The organism is Halanaerobium saccharolyticum subsp. saccharolyticum DSM 6643, from assembly GCF_000350165.1.
Taxonomy (GTDB): Bacteria; Bacillota; Halanaerobiia; order Halanaerobiales; family Halanaerobiaceae; genus Halanaerobium; species Halanaerobium saccharolyticum.
The window spans coordinates 462592-478450 of sequence record NZ_CAUI01000005.1; the positions used below are offsets into that span (position 1 = coordinate 462592).

A 15859-nucleotide genomic window follows, 5' to 3' on the forward strand; every position below is an offset into this window, starting at 1 on the left:
ATAAATTAAAAATGATATAAAATAATGTAAGCGGCTAAGGTGCTGGATTTTAAAGTGCCTCAGCCGTTTATTTTTTAGGCCTTCTTTTTATTATAAATTTAAAAAGAGGGCCTTTTTTATATTTTATTGAAAAATATTTTCATAAAAATAAATAATACTTGAAATAATATTTCATTAATGTTAAGATATTATTAAGAAATTAAATAATATTTCGAATGGAGGCTAAAATATGAATAGTAAGTTAAAAAATTTAATTACAGAATCAGTCAATGAGAATTCAAAAAATATTGATCGAGTCAGTACTAAAAAAATGATAGAAATAATTAACAGTGAAGATAAAAAAGTAGCTTTTGCAGTAGAAAAAGAAAAGGAAAATATTGCTAAAGCTGTTGATTTGATTACAAAATCTTTAAAAAATGGTGGAAGATTGATTTATATGGGAGCGGGAACAAGTGGTCGTTTGGGGATTTTAGATGCTTCAGAATGTCCACCAACTTATGGTGTTAGTAGTGAATTGGTGCAGGGTTTAATAGCAGGTGGAGAGGAAGCAATTAGAAACTCAATAGAAAATGCAGAAGATAGTAAGGAAGAAGCAGTAAATCACCTTAGTGATATTAATTTCAATAAAAAAGATTTTTTAGTTGGTATTGCAGCCAGTGGAAGTACACCATATGTAATAGGTGGTTTAGAATATGCAAAATCTTTAGGCGCTAAAACAGCGGCATTAAGCTGTAATCCTGATTCTAAAATTGCTGATATAGCAGAGGTTTCAATAGCTCCAGTTGTAGGACCAGAAGTTGTAACAGGATCTACCCGGATGAAAGCAGGAACTGCTCAAAAAATGGTCTTAAATATGTTAAGTACAGCAGTAATGATCAAATTAGGCAAAGTTTATAAAAATTATATGGTTGATTTGCAGGTTAAAAATAATAAATTAGCTGAACGAGCTAAAAATATGATTATGGAAGTAAGTGAGGTGAGTTATAAAAAAGCGGAAAAATATTTAGAAAAACAGATTATAATGTTAAACTTGCAATTATGATGCTTAATACTGGATTAGATAAAATAAAAGCAAGTAAAGAATTAGAAAAACATGAAGGTCGATTAGCTGATGCTATAAAAAATAACTAATTATATTATATAAGGAGGAGTAGAATGAATAATCAAGATCTGGTTAAGCAAATTGTAAAAAATTTAGGTGGAGAAGATAACATACATGCAGCTTCAAACTGTATGACTAGACTAAGAATTGATTTAAAAGATGATTCTAAAGTTGAGATCAAAGCACTAAAAGCTGTTGAAGGAGTTATGGGAGTAGTAGAAGATGAAACATTACAGATTGTTGTTGGACCAGGTAAAGCTAAAAAATGTTTGGATATACTAAAAAGTGATTATAATATTTCATCGGATTTAGAAGTTGGAGGAGACTGGAAGAAAAATAAAGAAACTGTTAAAGGAGGACAAAATAGAAGCAGTTTCAAAAAAGCTTTAAAAACTATAGGAAAAATATTTATTCCTTTAATACCTGCTATTATTGCAGCTGGTATATTTAATGGATTTGCTGGATTAATAACTAATCTTCAGAACACTGGAAGTTTAGCAACCAGTGATTTTTGGAATAGTGCTCAACTAATATTATCACTGCTTGGAGGGTCATTTCTTGGTTATTTAGCAATTTTTACAGGTATTAATGCTGCTAAACAATTTGGAGCTACAGAAGGTCTAGGTGGGATGTTAGGAGCCCTAACAATTATGGGACAGATTACTGAAATTTCTCAAATATTTGGAATGTATGATGCCGAAGTACCTCTAAATTCAATTTTAACTACTGGAAAAGGTGGAATTATTGGAGTGATTATCGGGGTTTATTTATTATCACTGATTGAAAAAAGAGTGAGAAAAACAGTTCCAGATGTTTTAGATTTAATTGTCACACCAGTGGTTACAATGTTAATTATGGCTATGGCTATGATTTTTGTTATAATGCCTTTATCGGGTGTTATTTCTGATTGGTTAGTTGGAGCTTTAACTTTACTAGTAGCTTCAGAAAATCCACTTGTTAGTGTTCTTTCAGGCTATGTACTTGCAGCTGTATTTTTACCAATGGTATTGTTAGGATTACATCATGGTTTAATACCATTATATGCTATTCAATTAGAAAATATGGGTGGAGTTTCTTTGTTTCCAGTTTTAGCTATGGCAGGAGCTGGTCAGGTTGGGGCAGCGATTGCGATTTATCTCAAAGCTAAAAAGACAAATAATAAGAAGTTGAAACAAATAATTTCTGGTGCCTTACCTGCAGGTGTTTTAGGAATCGGGGAGCCCTTGATATATGGAGTTACTTTACCTTTGGGTAAACCATTTATAACTGCTGGTTTAGGTGCAGGATTTGGCGGTGCTTTTGTTATGCTGCAAAATGTTATGGCTGGTGCCTGGGGACCTTCCGGTATTACAGCTATCCCATTAATGAAGCCAGGGTCAATGCTAAGCTATTTTATAGGGCTTGTTATTGCTTATATAGGTGGATTTGTTGTTACACATTTTTTCATAAAAGATGAAGAAGTTGCCCAATTAGAATAAATAGTTTAAGTATGGCTCCTCTGTATAAAAAGAGGAGCCATTAAAATTTAATTATAACTTAAAAAGGAGTATATAAAATGTTAGGTATTTCAGTTTATGCAGGTTTAGGGATAAGTTTAGAAGAAAATATTAAATATCTAGAAGAAGCAAAAAAGTTAGGAATTGAAAATGTTTTTCTATCTCTTCACATTCCAGAGGTAAATAATAATTTTTTAGATGAAATAAGAGAATTGCTTTTAGCAATTAAACGGCTTAATTTAAACTTGACAGCAGATATTTCTAAAAAATATTTTGAAAAAATAGAGTTAAATAAATTTAATTTTGATGCACTTCGTTTGGACTTTGGATTTACTAATCAGGAAATTGCTGAATTAAGTCAAAATATCGATTATAAGATTAATCTTAATGCAAGCACCCTAAAAGAATCAGATCTAAAATCAATAATTGCTGCCGCTGGCAATTTAGAAAATATTGAAGCATCTCATAATTATTATCCTAGAGAGGAAACTGGTTTATCTGAAAAATTATTGGTTAAAAAAAATAATATTTTTAAAAAATATGGTTTGGATATTGCTGCTTTTGTTCCAGCAAAATATAAAAAAAGGCCTCCAATAAAAGCAGGACTTCCAACAATAGAAAAACATAGATTTTTAACTCCTTTAGTAGCAGCCCAAGATTTATTAAAACTAGGGATTGATAAAGTTTATATAGGTGATAGCAGAGCTTCCAAAGAAGAATTAATAGATTTTTCAGCAGTAACTAGAGATATATTTATAATCCCAATTAAAATCAATGAAGAAATTAGTCAAGAGGAAAAAAGATTATTAAGGTTAACTCACAAGAATCGACAGGATCCTGGAGAATATCTTATTCGTTCTGAAACTGCTAGAAAAAATATAAAAAAGCGAATAAAACCAGTTAATAACAACAAAAGATTTAAATATTCTGTTACAATAGATAATCATAAATATCAAAGATATGAAGGTGACTTAAATATTTTAAAAAAAGAATATCCAGCTGATAAGAAAATAAATATTGTAGCTGATGCAGGAAAAGCAGCAGTGATTATTGAAAAAATAAAAGAAGGAGATAAATTTAAATTTAAAATTAAAGGTGATGACTAATGAAAGTTATATTAAAAATTAAAGAAATGTTCAATGATTTCACCAACACTGAAGAGAAAATAGCAAATTATATCCTGCAAAATAAAGAAGATGTTACTAAATTATCAGTTAAAGAATTAGCTCAAGGTGCTGATAGCAGTCCTGCTTCAGTAGTTAGATTTTGTAAAAAATTAAATTATAAGGGCTATCATGATTTTAAAATATCTTTAATTAAAGATATACAGGATTTTGAAAATCAAAATAAAACTAAAATTTATGATGATATATCTGTTGATGATGAGATTGAGGAAATAATGGATAAATTAGCTCATGATAATATTAATGTAATAGAAAATACTATAAATCTATTATCGGTTGATCAATTAAAAAAAGCAGTGGCTGCTATTGAAAACGCCGATAATATTTATATTTTTGGTATAGGTGCTTCAGGGCTGGTGGCAAAAGATTTAGAATATAAATTAATGCGGATAAAGAAGACGGTTATCTATTATTCAGATACCCATGCTCAATTATCTTCAGCTGCTAATATGGAAAGTACTGATTTAGCAATAGCAATTTCCTATAGTGGTCAGAGTTTGGAAGTTTATGAAGCTTTAAAAACTGCTAAAAAAAGAGGCGCCGAGACTATTTCTATTAGTAAGTATGGTAAAAATCCTCTAAATGAGATTGCTAATATTAAATTACAGGTTGCTGGAAGCGAAAAAAATCTTAGACTTGGAGCCATTACTTCTAGAATAGCTCAGCTGACTGCAGTAGATATTTTATTTGTGGCTTTTGCTAAAAAAGATTTCAGTAAAATAAGTGATTATTTAAAAAACACTAGAGAAAGTGTAGAAAACTTTAAAATTAATTAGCAGAGGAAAGGGAACAGATGAAAAAACAAATCTTTATAGTTTTAATATCTTTATTATTAGTGATTTCATATCCAATTACTACTACTGCAGCCAATAATCATCAATCAAATTTCAATCTTTATAAACTTTTAGAATCTGGAGGGGATTATTTAATAGATTATAAACTAAAAAATATGTCTCTTGCAGAAAAAGTAGGTCAATTATTTCAAGTAGGATTTCATTCAAAAACGATCGACAAAGAAATTGAAGATCTTATAAAAAATTATCACATAGGTGGGGTAATATATTTCAGCAGAAACATCGAAAATTTAGAGCAGACATCAATTTTATCTAAAAATTTACAGGAATTAGCTTTAAATAATGGTGCTGGTATCCCACTTTTTATATCAGTTGATCAAGAAGGCGGAAAAGTTAGAAGGATTAAAGATTTAACATATTTTCCTGCAAATATAGAAATTGGAGCCACGGGAGATAAAGAACTAAGCAGAAAAGCAGCTGCAGTTACAGCCAAAGAGTTAAAAGAGCTTGGAATTAATGTTAATTTAGCACCTGTACTGGATGTAAATAATAATCCATCTAATCCTGTTATCGGCAGTAGATCCTTTGGAGCTGACCCCGAATTAGTTGCAGAAATGGGAGTTGCATATATAGAAGGCTTACAAGAACAGGGTGTTGTTGCAACTGCCAAACATTTTCCAGGTCATGGAGATACAGCAGTAGATTCTCATTTTGAGCTTCCAGTTATTAATCATGACAAGGAAAGACTTGATCAAATTGAATTATATCCTTTTAAAAAAGCCATAGAAGCTGGTGTTGATAGTATTATGGTTGCCCATATTTATTTTTCGGATATTGAACCGGAAGCAGGGATGCCCGCGACTTTATCAAAAGCAGTTTTAAATAATTTACTGCGAGAAGAGCTAAATTTTGAGGGCGTAATTATTACTGACGATCTGGAAATGGGAGCAATTACAAATTTTTTTGGTACAGCTGCAGCAGCAGTTAAGACCATTGAAGCTGGAAGTGATATAGTTTTAATTTCGCACAGTTATGATAAACAGAAAAAAGCAATAAAAGCAGTGATAGCAGCTGTAAAAAATGGAATAATCAGTGAAAAAAGGATTGAAGAATCTCTTAAAAGGATTATTAAACTTAAAGGAAAAAGAATTAATATATTTTAATCAACATTATATAATGCCAGGACATCTGTCCGGTCATCATATATATTAGATTTAAACTCCACTTATTTGTGGAGTTTTTTCTTTTTAAGAAGGACAAAATTTATATTTAGAGAATTATATATATAGCATAATATAAATATAGTTAGGGAAGGAGTATTCGATGCCAGTAGATAATTCTGATTTTAAAAGTCTTTTGACAAATATTGATCGAAAATATACTCCTCTGAGAGAAGTGATCAAAGAATCATGGAATAGAAGCAGCAACTATGGTTTGATAACTGATAATTTTGTAAATAAAGTATTGTTAAATAGAAAAGAACTTGAAAAAAGGATAAATAAAAACCGAGATATAAAAGATAAGTTTGACTTGGTTTTTTCCGAATTTAGAAAAAATTTAATTGGAGTTTCTTCAGTATTTTTTATTACTGATAAAGAAGGTTATGTTCTTTCTGCAAAAAACCATTTAAATGATTTTATTAATTTAAAAAAAGGCCAAAACTTTAGTGAATTTTATTTAGGAACCAACGCAGCAGGCTTAACGCTTTATTCTAAACAGCCAGCTACAGTCAAAACAAAAGAACATTATTTTAAATATCTAACAGCATATAATTCTACAGCCTATCCTATTTTAGACGAATATGATAATTTGAAGGGTTGTATTGCTGCCTTTTATACAGATCAATTTGATAATAATTTATTGGAAATGATAGTTAAGCTATTTGCTTTTGCTTTAACAGATAAAATACCGGCAGAAAAAATACTTAAAAATAAAAATGATAAAGCTGCTCCTAATACAGGTTCAAAAGCACGGTATTCTTTTGCTGATATTATAACTAATTCTGAAAATATGAAGAAAGCAATAGAAGTTTCACAAATTGCTGCCAGAAATGATTCAACTGTAATGCTGGTTGGAGAAAGTGGTACTGGTAAAGAAATGTTTGCTCAGGCAATTCATAATTATAATCATCGCCAAAACAGTCCTTTTGTAGCAGTAAATGTTGGAGCAGTTCCAAAAGATCTGGTTGAAAGTGAATTTTTTGGTTATGAAGAAGGTGCATTTACTGGAGCTAGAAGAGGAGGGCGGCCAGGTAAATTTGAGTTGGCAAATGGAGGTACAATTTTTTTAGATGAAATAGAAGAAATGACACTTTCAGCTCAGCAAAATTTATTAAGAGTTATTCAGGAAAGAGAAGTTACAAGAATTGGTGGTACACATGCCCTGCCGATAGATGTCAGAATAATTACTGCATCAAAATCAAGATTAATTGATAAAGTTAAAAAAGGAGAATTTAGAGAAGATTTATATTATCGGCTTAATGTTATTAGGATTCCAATTCCTAACTTAAAGGATAGACAGGATGACATTATGCTTTTGGTAAATAATTTTATAAAAATCCACTGTCAAAAATTTGGAATTCCTGTTAAAAAGGTTGCAGCAGAAAGTAAAAAATATTTTTTAGAATATGATTGGCCTGGTAATGTAAGAGAAATAGAAAATATGATCGAAGGAATTATTACGTTTGCTTTAGATGATGAAGTAATAAAACCTGAACACCTTCCTAAAGAATTAAAAAAATATCAAAATCCTGAGCAAGAAAAAGTAAAAATTATGAGTCTTGAAGCTGCAGAAAGAGCTGCTGTGTTAAATGCTTTAAAGAAAAGTAATAATAATATTTCAAAAGCAGCAGAAATCTTAAATATCAGTCGTGCGACTTTATATAATAAACTTAATAAATATAATATAGAAAGGGAGTGAAAAATTTGGATGCAATTGCAGTAATCGATATTAAAAATTCAATTGTGGTAAGGGCAGTGGCTGGCAAAAGAAATAAATATAAAGAGGTTGAAAGTAGAATTTTGGCTAAAGATGAGAAGAGCCCACTCGAAGTTGCTGCTGTTTTTTATAAGAAGTTGGGAATTAGAAAAATCTATATAGCTGATTTAGATGCAATTTTAGGTAATGGAAGTAATTTAGAAGATGTCAAAGAAATTAAAGAGCAATATCCTGACTTAGAAATAATTCTGGATGCTGCTTTTGCTGAAAATAACTCTCCAATACCTTATTTAAAAGATTTTTTAGACTATGCAGTTATAGCTACGGAAACAGCTGCCAGTTTTTCTTTTTTAAAAGAGCTAGAAGAATTTAATTCTAGAATTATAATTAGTATAGATTTAAAAGCAGGAAATTTAATTCATAATATTAAACAGTGGCAGGATAAAAATTTAGAAGATATTATAAGTGAGTTAACTAACTTTGGTATAGAAAACTTTATTATACTCGATTTAGCCACTGTTGGGACTGCTGCTGGCATTTCAAAATATATAAAAGAACTTAAATTAAATTTTCCTAAGCTGAATTTTATTACAGGTGGAGGAGTTAAAGATTATAGAGATATTAAAGAATTAAAAAGAATGAAATTTTCCGGAGTGTTAATTGCTTCAGCTTTTCATAATGGCTCAATTGGGAAAAGAGAAGTTGCTTTAATTGAAAATGATGATGTATTATATCAAGCTGCTTGGTGTATTACTGGGGCTGGTCATTTGCTTGAGGAAAGTATCAGCGAGATAGAAAAAATTTTGGCAGAACATAAAAAATTGAAAATTGATATCTACTTAAGTAAAGCCGCTTTTGAGGTTTTAAAAATCTATAAATATTACCATCGTTTAGAGAGTTTAAACTGTGAAATTCATAGAGATAACTCTGCAAGTTCTCCCGTTATTGGGAGAATTTATAAGGGATATTATGATTTATTAATATCTGCACCAACAACTTCAAACACAGCTGCTAAATTTGTATTGGGAATTTCTGATACTTTGGTTAGCAACTTATTTGCTCATGCTGGTAAATCAAAGCTGCCAGTGGTAATTTTACCAACTGACATAGACGAGAATCTTGTCTCAGCTGCTCCTGATAAAGAAGTTGATGTTTTTCCAAGAGAAATTGATTTAAAAAACACAGAAAAATTATCACAAATGGCTGATACAATTGTAATTTCGAAGCCAGAAGAGGTGGAATCATGCTTAAAAGAATATTTATAACAGGCAAGCTTGCTTATCCATCTTTAAAAAAAACATTATCCAGATTAAATTTAAATTTTGACTATCAAATTTTAAAAATGCCAATCACAGTGGCTGCGTTAATGGATAGTGAATTTATTATTAGAAATTTAAAAAAATCTGAAATCATTAATTTAGATAATAATTCTGAATTAGAAATAATTTTACCTGGTCGTTCTCAGGCTGAAATAGAAAAAGTAAAGACAGCAATTAAGAATAATAAACTAAAATTTACTAAAGGTCCGGAAGAAATTATTGATCTACCAGAGTTTTTTGGCAAAAAAGAGGCTAAAATAGATTTTAGTCAAGAAAAAAGAGGCCATAAAATTATTGCTGAAATTAATGAAGCCGCTTTATTGGATTTAAATGAAATAATAAAAATTGCCGACTATTATCATCAGAGTGGAGCGGATATAATTGATCTTGGATGTGTAAATGGGCGGGAGTTTCCTCATCTAGAAGAAGTAATTTATTCTCTAAAAACAAGAGATTATAAGCTTAGTATAGATACTTTTAATCAGGATGAAATAATTAGAGCTTCTAAAATGGGTATTGATTATTTATTAAGTATAAATAGTCATAATATTGAAGCTTTAGATTACGAAGTTAGTTACTTACCGGTAATTATTCCAGATCCTGAGCAGGGAAATTTAAATTCTTTATTTAAAAATATTAAAGAAGTAGAAAAAAGGGGATTAAATAATTATATAGTAGATCCGATACTTGACCCGGTAAATTTCGGCTTCAGTCAATCTCTTTTTAGATATTTAAAATTAGCTGAAGATAAAAATAATAAGCAAGATATGATGATGGGGGTTGGTAACTTAATTGAGTTAAGTGATTGTGATAGCACTGGCTTAAATTTTTTAGCTGCAGCTTTGGCAGTAGAGTTAGATATTAAATATCTTTTAACAACTGAAGCCTCTTTTAAAACTCGAGGTGCAGTTAAAGAATTAGATCTGGCCCTTAAGATTATTTCTTATGCTGATCAGGAAAATAGTCTTCCTAATAATTTATCTAATCTACTGCTTAGTCTCAAAGATAGAAAAGATAGAAATTACAGTAGAGAAGAGGTTAAAGAAATTAAAGAATCAATTACAGACAGCAATTATAGAATTTTAAATGATGGAGAAGCAATTAATATTTTTAATGCTCATGAAAATTATAGAGGTAAAAATATTGGAGAACTATTTTCTAAGCTAAAAAATGCTGAAGATGCATCTCATGCTTTTTATCTTGGTAAAGAACTTCAGAAAGCATACACTGCTTTAAATTTATCTAAAAATTACCGACAGGAAGATGAACTTAACTGGGGTTATTTAAATTCTAATTTTAAGGAGCAAAATAATGATAATTGAAACAGTAATAACAACAGTTAACTCAAATGGTAAGATTAATTTTTCAGCAGTTGGAGTTGAATTTTCTAAAAGCAGAGCGATATTTAATCTTTATAAAAAAAGCAATACTGTTTTAAACTTAGAAATAAAAGATTATGGAATAATCAATATAGTTGATAAAGCCGAATATTTGATCAAAGCTGCTTTAAGTTCAGAAAAAATGGATATTTCTAAACTTAAAGAAAATGACTTATATTATTTAAGTGACTGCTGCAGCTATTATCAGTTTAAAGTATTAGAAATTAAAGATTGTGGAGAAAAATATCAAGTTGAAGTAAAAATATTAACAAAAAAAGAAAATAGAAAATATATAGGATTTAATCGAGCTAACAATTTGCTGCTGGAAGCCGCAGTTATTGGATCTAGAATAGGGATCACAAAAGATAAAAGTGATTTAATTAATTTTTTAAATGATAATAAAAGAGTAATTATTAAAACAGGAAACACAAACACAGAAAAAACATTAGCTTTTCTAGAAAAGCAATTAGAAAATAATAATTTCAATAATAGGAGTGATAATCTTGATTGAAGTTAAAACTCCAGCTAGAATACATTTTGGACAGTTAGATCTTAATGGAGCTTTGGGAAGAGTGTATGGAGGTACAGGAGCAGCAATTAAAAAACCATATACATTAATTAAACTGGAAAAAAGCGATGAAATTAAAGTTGAAGGTTTTAAAAGTGAGAAAAATAAAATTATAATAGTAAAATTTTTAAATAAGCTGAAGCAGAGAAAATTAATAGCTAAAGATTATGGAGTTAAGATAAAAATCGAAAAACTTCTTCCTGCACATAATGGACTTGGTTCAGGAACTCAATTTGGCTTGGCAGTAGCTGAAGGAATAAATAGGCTCTATAATTTAAATATGGAGCCAAAAGAACTTGCTGAGATAGTAGATCGCAAACACAGCCGTTCAGCAATTGGCTTTGGTGCTTTTTATCAAGGTGGATTTATAGTTGATGCAGGTAGACCAATTTCAGAAAAAAATAATGATGATTATTTACCTCCTATAGTTTATCGTAAAACTATACCTTCTGATTGGACATTTTTAATAGTGATTCCAGTTACTCAAAAAGATAAAATGGCCGGTAAAAAGGAAATAAAGACTTTTAATAAAATTGAGCGAATGTCAGTAGAAAAATGTGCTGAAAATTCTCATCATTTAATTATGGGGATGCTGCCTGCTATAGAAGAAAAGAATATAAATGAGTTTAGCAGTCATTTAAATATAATTGAAGATAATGCTGCAGATTATTTTTCTAAAAGTCAAGGAGGGAAATATAGCTCAATCTATGCTCAAGAAATTATAGATTTCATGGTTGAGAATGGGGTATTAGCTAGAGGTCAGAGTTCCTGGGGACCTGCATTATATGGATTGGTAAAAAATGATTATAAAGCGCTTCAAATAAAAGAAAAATTAGTGGATGAATTTTCAAATAAAATTGAAAAAATATATTTAACTAAAGCTGCAAACAAAGGTGCTGAAATAAATAATATTGTATAAAATCTAAACACTGTATTAAAATTAAACATAATTTTTAAAAGTTATTTTAATAATAAAAATATTCACAATATATAACGCTAAATATCATTGTTATAACAGGCTTGAATAAATTTTAAGCATAAGTTGTTTTTGGTATGGTTTATGCATTCTATATAGATGGAGATAAAGCATATCTTAATTTTTGCAGTAAAAATATACAGCTTTATTAATTAAGGCTGTTTTTAAAATGTTTATTTAATAAAATTTTTAAAAATTTATGGATTAGAATTATGTTTATGTCTCCATTTTTTCTTGTTTTCTTATTTAATAATATTCAAAGAAAGGGGGAGTGGTTTCTTAGAGTATTAAATTTTGGGCTTTGTAAAATCAGAATTAAGAGAAAATTTAAACAATTAATTATTTTATAATCTAAAAGGAGGATGTTTTATGGCAGCTAATAAAAAAATTGCTAAGAAAATGATTGATGAGGCAGTAGCGGCTCAAATGGCTGATGTTGGTGTATTTAAAGAAAAAAGAGGTAAAAAGTTTAAGATTAGTGATGCTAAGCCTTATGTAGATGCAGTTAAAAACATGAAAGCTATTGAAGGCCAGTCAAAAGAAGTTATAGACCTCCATGTTGAGTCTGTGAAAGCTCATTATGAAATACTTAAAGACCTGACAGATACAATTGCTCCTAAAGATGATCCTTTTGTAGAGCATTATCAAACACCTCCAATTCTAGAAATTTTATATGAAGAAGATCCAGAATTCCGCAAAGCAGCAGAAAAGTTCATGGAGCAGTTAAAGAATGATGAAGCATTAATTGCTAGAGAATCAATGCGCAGATATGGCGGAATGTATGGACCAACTTGTGTAGTAGACTTTGCTTTCAGTCCTGGCTCAGTTAGTAATGTTGTTAATGAAGTACTTAAAAATACTGATATTGATGGCGACTATAAGAAGACTTTACTTGCAGCTAAATCCTGGGGAATGAATACCTCTTATGGTATTGGTGGAGCCTTTACCGAAGCTGTTGAAGCAGGTAAAACTGCAGCAGAAGCAGCAGAAGCAGAAGTAAAAACTATGCAGATGCTTTATGATACTCCTGTAGATGCACAGGTTAAATTAATGGAAGATGCTGGTATGGACTCATTTGATTGTAGAGAGTACATGAAGCGTTATAAAGAATGGATGAAACCATTTGTTCTGGCTGCAAAAGAAGCTGGAGTTCATCCTGGAAATATAGTTGTAGTTCCTGCTTACTGTGTTGGTGATGTTGGACACCACATCGCTCAGTCAACATTTAACATGCTTAAAGATGATGTTAACATGGAAATTGTAGAAGTTGTTTCTCATGTTATGAAAAACACATTAGAAAGAGGACTAGATAAAGGTTATGACAGTCTCTATGATATTTTAAGTGTTGCAACAGGCTCTACTGCAGCAGCAGTTAGTTCAATGTTGTGGGACGAAGGATTTACAGCGCCAATGATTATAGATCTTCTAACTAAGAGATTCCATAACTATGTTAACTTAAATCCTGCTAGAGGCCAGGCAGCAGAACTGCATAACGTTGATTTTATGGATATGATACACCGTGGTGATAAGATAATTGATGATGAGCCAATAGGTGCTGGCTGTAAAGTTAAGGGTATAGATGTTGATTTTGGTCCTATCAAAAATAGTTATGTACTGCAGAATACACAGGATTATGCTTATCCTGCTTGTTCAATTTCTGTTAAGTTCTCATCCTTAATGCGTCTTGCTGACTTCCCATGTCTATTGACAAGTGAACCAGTTACTGCTACTTTAATGACTAACATTATTGCTCTAGACCCTGGTTCAGTAGTGGCACCAGCACGTTACTGTAAAGACTGTGCAGTATGTATGTATGTTAAAAAGCATAAGCACTGTAACTGGAAAGACACTGTTTAGTTAAACAGAAATAAGGATCTAATTAAATAAATGTTTGTTGAAGACAGTGGTTTTTTCCACTGTCTTCACAAATTATATAGGGGTGTAAAAATGAAAAAATTATTAATTCAGTTAGATACTGATAAAAGAGCCAGCACCTTTGATCAGGTAGTTGCTTATGATGCTGGAGCAGATAAATTAATAATTCATTCGGGAATTACAAAAGAAGAAGTAGAAGATATAATTTATGGAGCTATTTTTACCCGCTCACCTAAGAAAATGAAAAACACAGCAGTTTTCGTTGGGGGGTCTGATGTTGAAAAAGGTGAAGAAATTTTGAAAGCAGTAGAAGATGTTTTTTTCGCTAATTTTAGAGTTTCTGTACTTTTAGATTCTAACGGCTCAAATACTACTGCTGCAGCTTCAGTTCTAAAAGTGAAAAGAGAAATTAGTTTAGAAGGGACTGAGGTTTTAATTTTAGCAGGTACTGGTCCGGTTGGTGTTAGAGCAGCAGCACTTTTTGCAATGGAAGGAGCTTCAGTAACTATCACTTCCCGCAGCCAGGAAAAAGCTGATAGAAAAGCTGAAATGATTATGGAAGAATATGCTCTTGAAAATATTAAAGGAGTGGAAGCAAACACTGATCAAGATTTTATAAAAGCTATGAAAAATAAAGAAGTTATTTTATCTGCAGGACCTCCAGGGATTAATTTTATCAGTAAAGATATGTGGGAAAATGAAGAAAACATAAAAGTTATGGCTGATATCAATGCAGTTAGCCCTGCTGGAATAGAAGGAATAGAGCCTAATGCTGATGGCGAAACACTAGATGGAGTAAAGATTTTTGGTGCCTTAGGTATTGGGGGCTTAAAAATGAAACTGCATAAAAAAGCTGTTGCTGAATTATTTAAGAGTAATGATAAAATTTTAAATGCTGTGGAAGTCTATAAATTAAATGAAAAACTGTAAAAACACAAATTTAATTATAACATCTTTTTCCAGCAGAGCAGCAGCAGAATGTTTTTCAACTTTTAAAAATCTAAATATATATTGCTTTGATTTTTTTGGAGACCTTGATTTAAAAGAAATTGTTGACTATTCATTTTCTTTAAAAGAAAAAAAGCTGGTTTTTAAAACAGAAGAATTATATAAAGCAATAAAAAAATTTTTGGTTCAAAATAAAAATCAAAATTATTATTTGATTTATGGTTCTGACTGGGATAATCATCCAGAACTGCTTTATAAATTAGAACAATTTGAAAATCTAAAACTCAGGGGTAATTCAGCAGCAGTTATTTCTAAATTAAATAAAAAAGAAAGTCTGAAAAATTTATTTCAAATAGCTGAAAATTTTGGCTTTAAGACCCCTGAGTTGTTTTTAAGTCACAAAAAAATAATTAATTTTCAGAGGCAAGCAAAAAATGATTTTTTGATCAAGCCTTATCATAGTGGTGGCGGCTTAGAGATAAAAACAATTAAAGAACTGAAAAATAAAGAAAAAAAATTTAAAGATATTTTCACTAAGAAAAAAGATGATTTTTATCTGGAAGAATTTATTGAAGGAGAAAATAGGTCCTGTCAATTTGCAGCTGATGGCGAAAATGCTGAAATAATGGCTTTTACAAGAGAACTAAAAGCAGCTGAAGTTAATCCATATTTGAAAAAAAGTTTTAAATATGCAGGTAATATTTTAATAAAAGAAGAAAAAAAAGAAATAGAAATTATAGAAAAATTTATTAAAAATATCACCAGCAGATATTCACTGCAGGGGATTAATGGAATTGATTATATAAAAAATAATCAGGGAATATTTTTTATAGAGTTAAACCCTCGGTTTACAGCAGCAGTAGAACTTTTAATTCCATTTTTTCAAGAAGATTTTCTTAAAATATATTTAAAAAATGAAGTAGCCAATGATTATTTGATAAAATATTTACAAAAAGATTTTGCTTTTTCTACAAAATTAATTTATTATGCTGAGCAAAATTTTAAACTAAAGCATGATCTTAGAAAAATATTTCAAAGAATTAAAAATAACAAAATAGCTAATAATTTTATTGATTCTAAGATTGAAATTAAGGATTTACCGATAAAAGGAGAAAAATTTGATAAAGGCGATCCTGTTTTTACTCTAATTATTAAAACTAAAAATAAAAATTGCTATCTGGAAATAAAGAATTTGCTTTTTTCTGAGTTTGGAAAATATTTTAAAGAACAAAGTTAAATAATAGTTATAGCACATATCAGCAGTTATAGGCGATTAAAATG

12 protein-coding genes and 1 pseudogene are annotated in these 15859 nt (G+C 30.1%); all 13 read left to right on the forward strand.

Going from position 1 to position 15859, the window contains the following annotated elements; translation table 11 throughout:
* Window positions 1-229 precede the first annotated feature (229 nt).
* The 13 genes and pseudogenes from murQ to HSACCH_RS02690 all read left to right on the forward strand — a co-directional run bounded on the left by murQ (window position 230) and on the right by HSACCH_RS02690 (window position 15815).
* Window positions 230-1131, forward strand: a pseudogene (gene murQ / locus HSACCH_RS02630) (N-acetylmuramic acid 6-phosphate etherase).
* A gap of 24 nt (window positions 1132-1155) precedes the next feature.
* Complete coding sequence (locus HSACCH_RS02635) at window positions 1156-2580, forward strand: PTS transporter subunit EIIC (RefSeq protein WP_005487629.1); 1425 nt, start codon at window positions 1156-1158, stop codon at window positions 2578-2580.
* Window positions 2581-2657: 77 nt separating this feature from the next.
* Window positions 2658-3704, forward strand: a complete 1047-nt coding sequence (locus HSACCH_RS02640; RefSeq protein WP_005487630.1) for a MupG family TIM beta-alpha barrel fold protein — start codon at window positions 2658-2660, stop codon at window positions 3702-3704.
* On the forward strand, window positions 3704-4558 hold the full coding sequence (locus HSACCH_RS02645) for a MurR/RpiR family transcriptional regulator (protein ID WP_005487631.1): 855 nt from the start codon (window positions 3704-3706) through the stop codon (window positions 4556-4558). The genes HSACCH_RS02640 and HSACCH_RS02645 overlap by 1 nt, the downstream gene beginning before the upstream one ends.
* A 17-nt stretch (window positions 4559-4575) precedes the next feature.
* A complete protein-coding gene (nagZ, locus tag HSACCH_RS02650) occupies window positions 4576-5739 on the forward strand; it encodes a beta-N-acetylhexosaminidase (RefSeq protein ID WP_005487632.1) in 1164 nt (387 codons plus the stop codon).
* 160 nt (window positions 5740-5899) lie between these two features.
* A complete protein-coding gene (locus HSACCH_RS02655; protein ID WP_005487633.1) occupies window positions 5900-7495 on the forward strand; it encodes a sigma-54 interaction domain-containing protein in 1596 nt (531 codons plus the stop codon).
* Window positions 7492-8778 (forward strand): HisA/HisF-related TIM barrel protein, encoded by a 1287-nt coding sequence (locus HSACCH_RS02660; RefSeq protein WP_235043982.1) that lies wholly within the window; start codon window positions 7492-7494, stop codon window positions 8776-8778. The genes HSACCH_RS02655 and HSACCH_RS02660 overlap by 4 nt, the downstream gene beginning before the upstream one ends.
* Entirely contained in the window at window positions 8757-10154 is a 1398-nt protein-coding gene (locus tag HSACCH_RS02665) for a DUF6513 domain-containing protein (RefSeq protein ID WP_005487635.1), read from the forward strand. Before HSACCH_RS02660 ends, HSACCH_RS02665 begins: the two co-directional genes overlap by 22 nt.
* Window positions 10144-10722, forward strand: coding sequence for a DUF447 domain-containing protein (locus HSACCH_RS02670; protein ID WP_005487636.1), 579 nt, complete (start codon window positions 10144-10146; stop codon window positions 10720-10722). Before HSACCH_RS02665 ends, HSACCH_RS02670 begins: the two co-directional genes overlap by 11 nt.
* Entirely contained in the window at window positions 10706-11698 is a 993-nt protein-coding gene (locus HSACCH_RS02675) for a beta-ribofuranosylaminobenzene 5'-phosphate synthase family protein (protein WP_407635720.1), read from the forward strand. The genes HSACCH_RS02670 and HSACCH_RS02675 overlap by 17 nt, the downstream gene beginning before the upstream one ends.
* A gap of 426 nt (window positions 11699-12124) precedes the next feature.
* Window positions 12125-13612, forward strand: coding sequence for a DUF2193 domain-containing protein (locus tag HSACCH_RS02680; RefSeq protein WP_005487644.1), 1488 nt, complete (start codon window positions 12125-12127; stop codon window positions 13610-13612).
* Between the two features lie 90 nt (window positions 13613-13702).
* Window positions 13703-14560 carry an NAD(P)-dependent methylenetetrahydromethanopterin dehydrogenase gene (locus tag HSACCH_RS02685; protein WP_005487645.1) on the forward strand — a complete coding sequence of 286 codons (858 nt, stop codon included), beginning with the start codon at window positions 13703-13705 and terminating at the stop codon, window positions 14558-14560.
* A complete protein-coding gene (locus HSACCH_RS02690; protein ID WP_005487648.1) occupies window positions 14547-15815 on the forward strand; it encodes an ATP-grasp domain-containing protein in 1269 nt (422 codons plus the stop codon). The genes HSACCH_RS02685 and HSACCH_RS02690 overlap by 14 nt, the downstream gene beginning before the upstream one ends.
* Window positions 15816-15859: the final 44 nt, after the last annotated feature.

What these genes read in the sequence shown, in the direction of transcription:
- HSACCH_RS02635 (WP_005487629.1), top strand. Translation starts at nt 1,156, where the DNA reads ATGAATAATCAAGATCTGGTTAAGCAAATTGTAAAAAATTTAGGTGGA.
- HSACCH_RS02670 (WP_005487636.1), top strand. Translation starts at nt 10,144, where the DNA reads ATGATAATTGAAACAGTAATAACAACAGTTAACTCAAATGGTAAGATT.
- HSACCH_RS02640 (WP_005487630.1), top strand. Translation starts at nt 2,658, where the DNA reads ATGTTAGGTATTTCAGTTTATGCAGGTTTAGGGATAAGTTTAGAAGAA.
- HSACCH_RS02680 (WP_005487644.1), top strand. Translation starts at nt 12,125, where the DNA reads ATGGCAGCTAATAAAAAAATTGCTAAGAAAATGATTGATGAGGCAGTA.
- HSACCH_RS02690 (WP_005487648.1), top strand. Translation starts at nt 14,547, where the DNA reads ATGAAAAACTGTAAAAACACAAATTTAATTATAACATCTTTTTCCAGC.
- HSACCH_RS02685 (WP_005487645.1), top strand. Translation starts at nt 13,703, where the DNA reads ATGAAAAAATTATTAATTCAGTTAGATACTGATAAAAGAGCCAGCACC.
- HSACCH_RS02655 (WP_005487633.1), top strand. Translation starts at nt 5,900, where the DNA reads ATGCCAGTAGATAATTCTGATTTTAAAAGTCTTTTGACAAATATTGAT.
- HSACCH_RS02665 (WP_005487635.1), top strand. Translation starts at nt 8,757, where the DNA reads ATGCTTAAAAGAATATTTATAACAGGCAAGCTTGCTTATCCATCTTTA.
- nagZ (WP_005487632.1), top strand. Translation starts at nt 4,576, where the DNA reads ATGAAAAAACAAATCTTTATAGTTTTAATATCTTTATTATTAGTGATT.
- HSACCH_RS02645 (WP_005487631.1), top strand. Translation starts at nt 3,704, where the DNA reads ATGAAAGTTATATTAAAAATTAAAGAAATGTTCAATGATTTCACCAAC.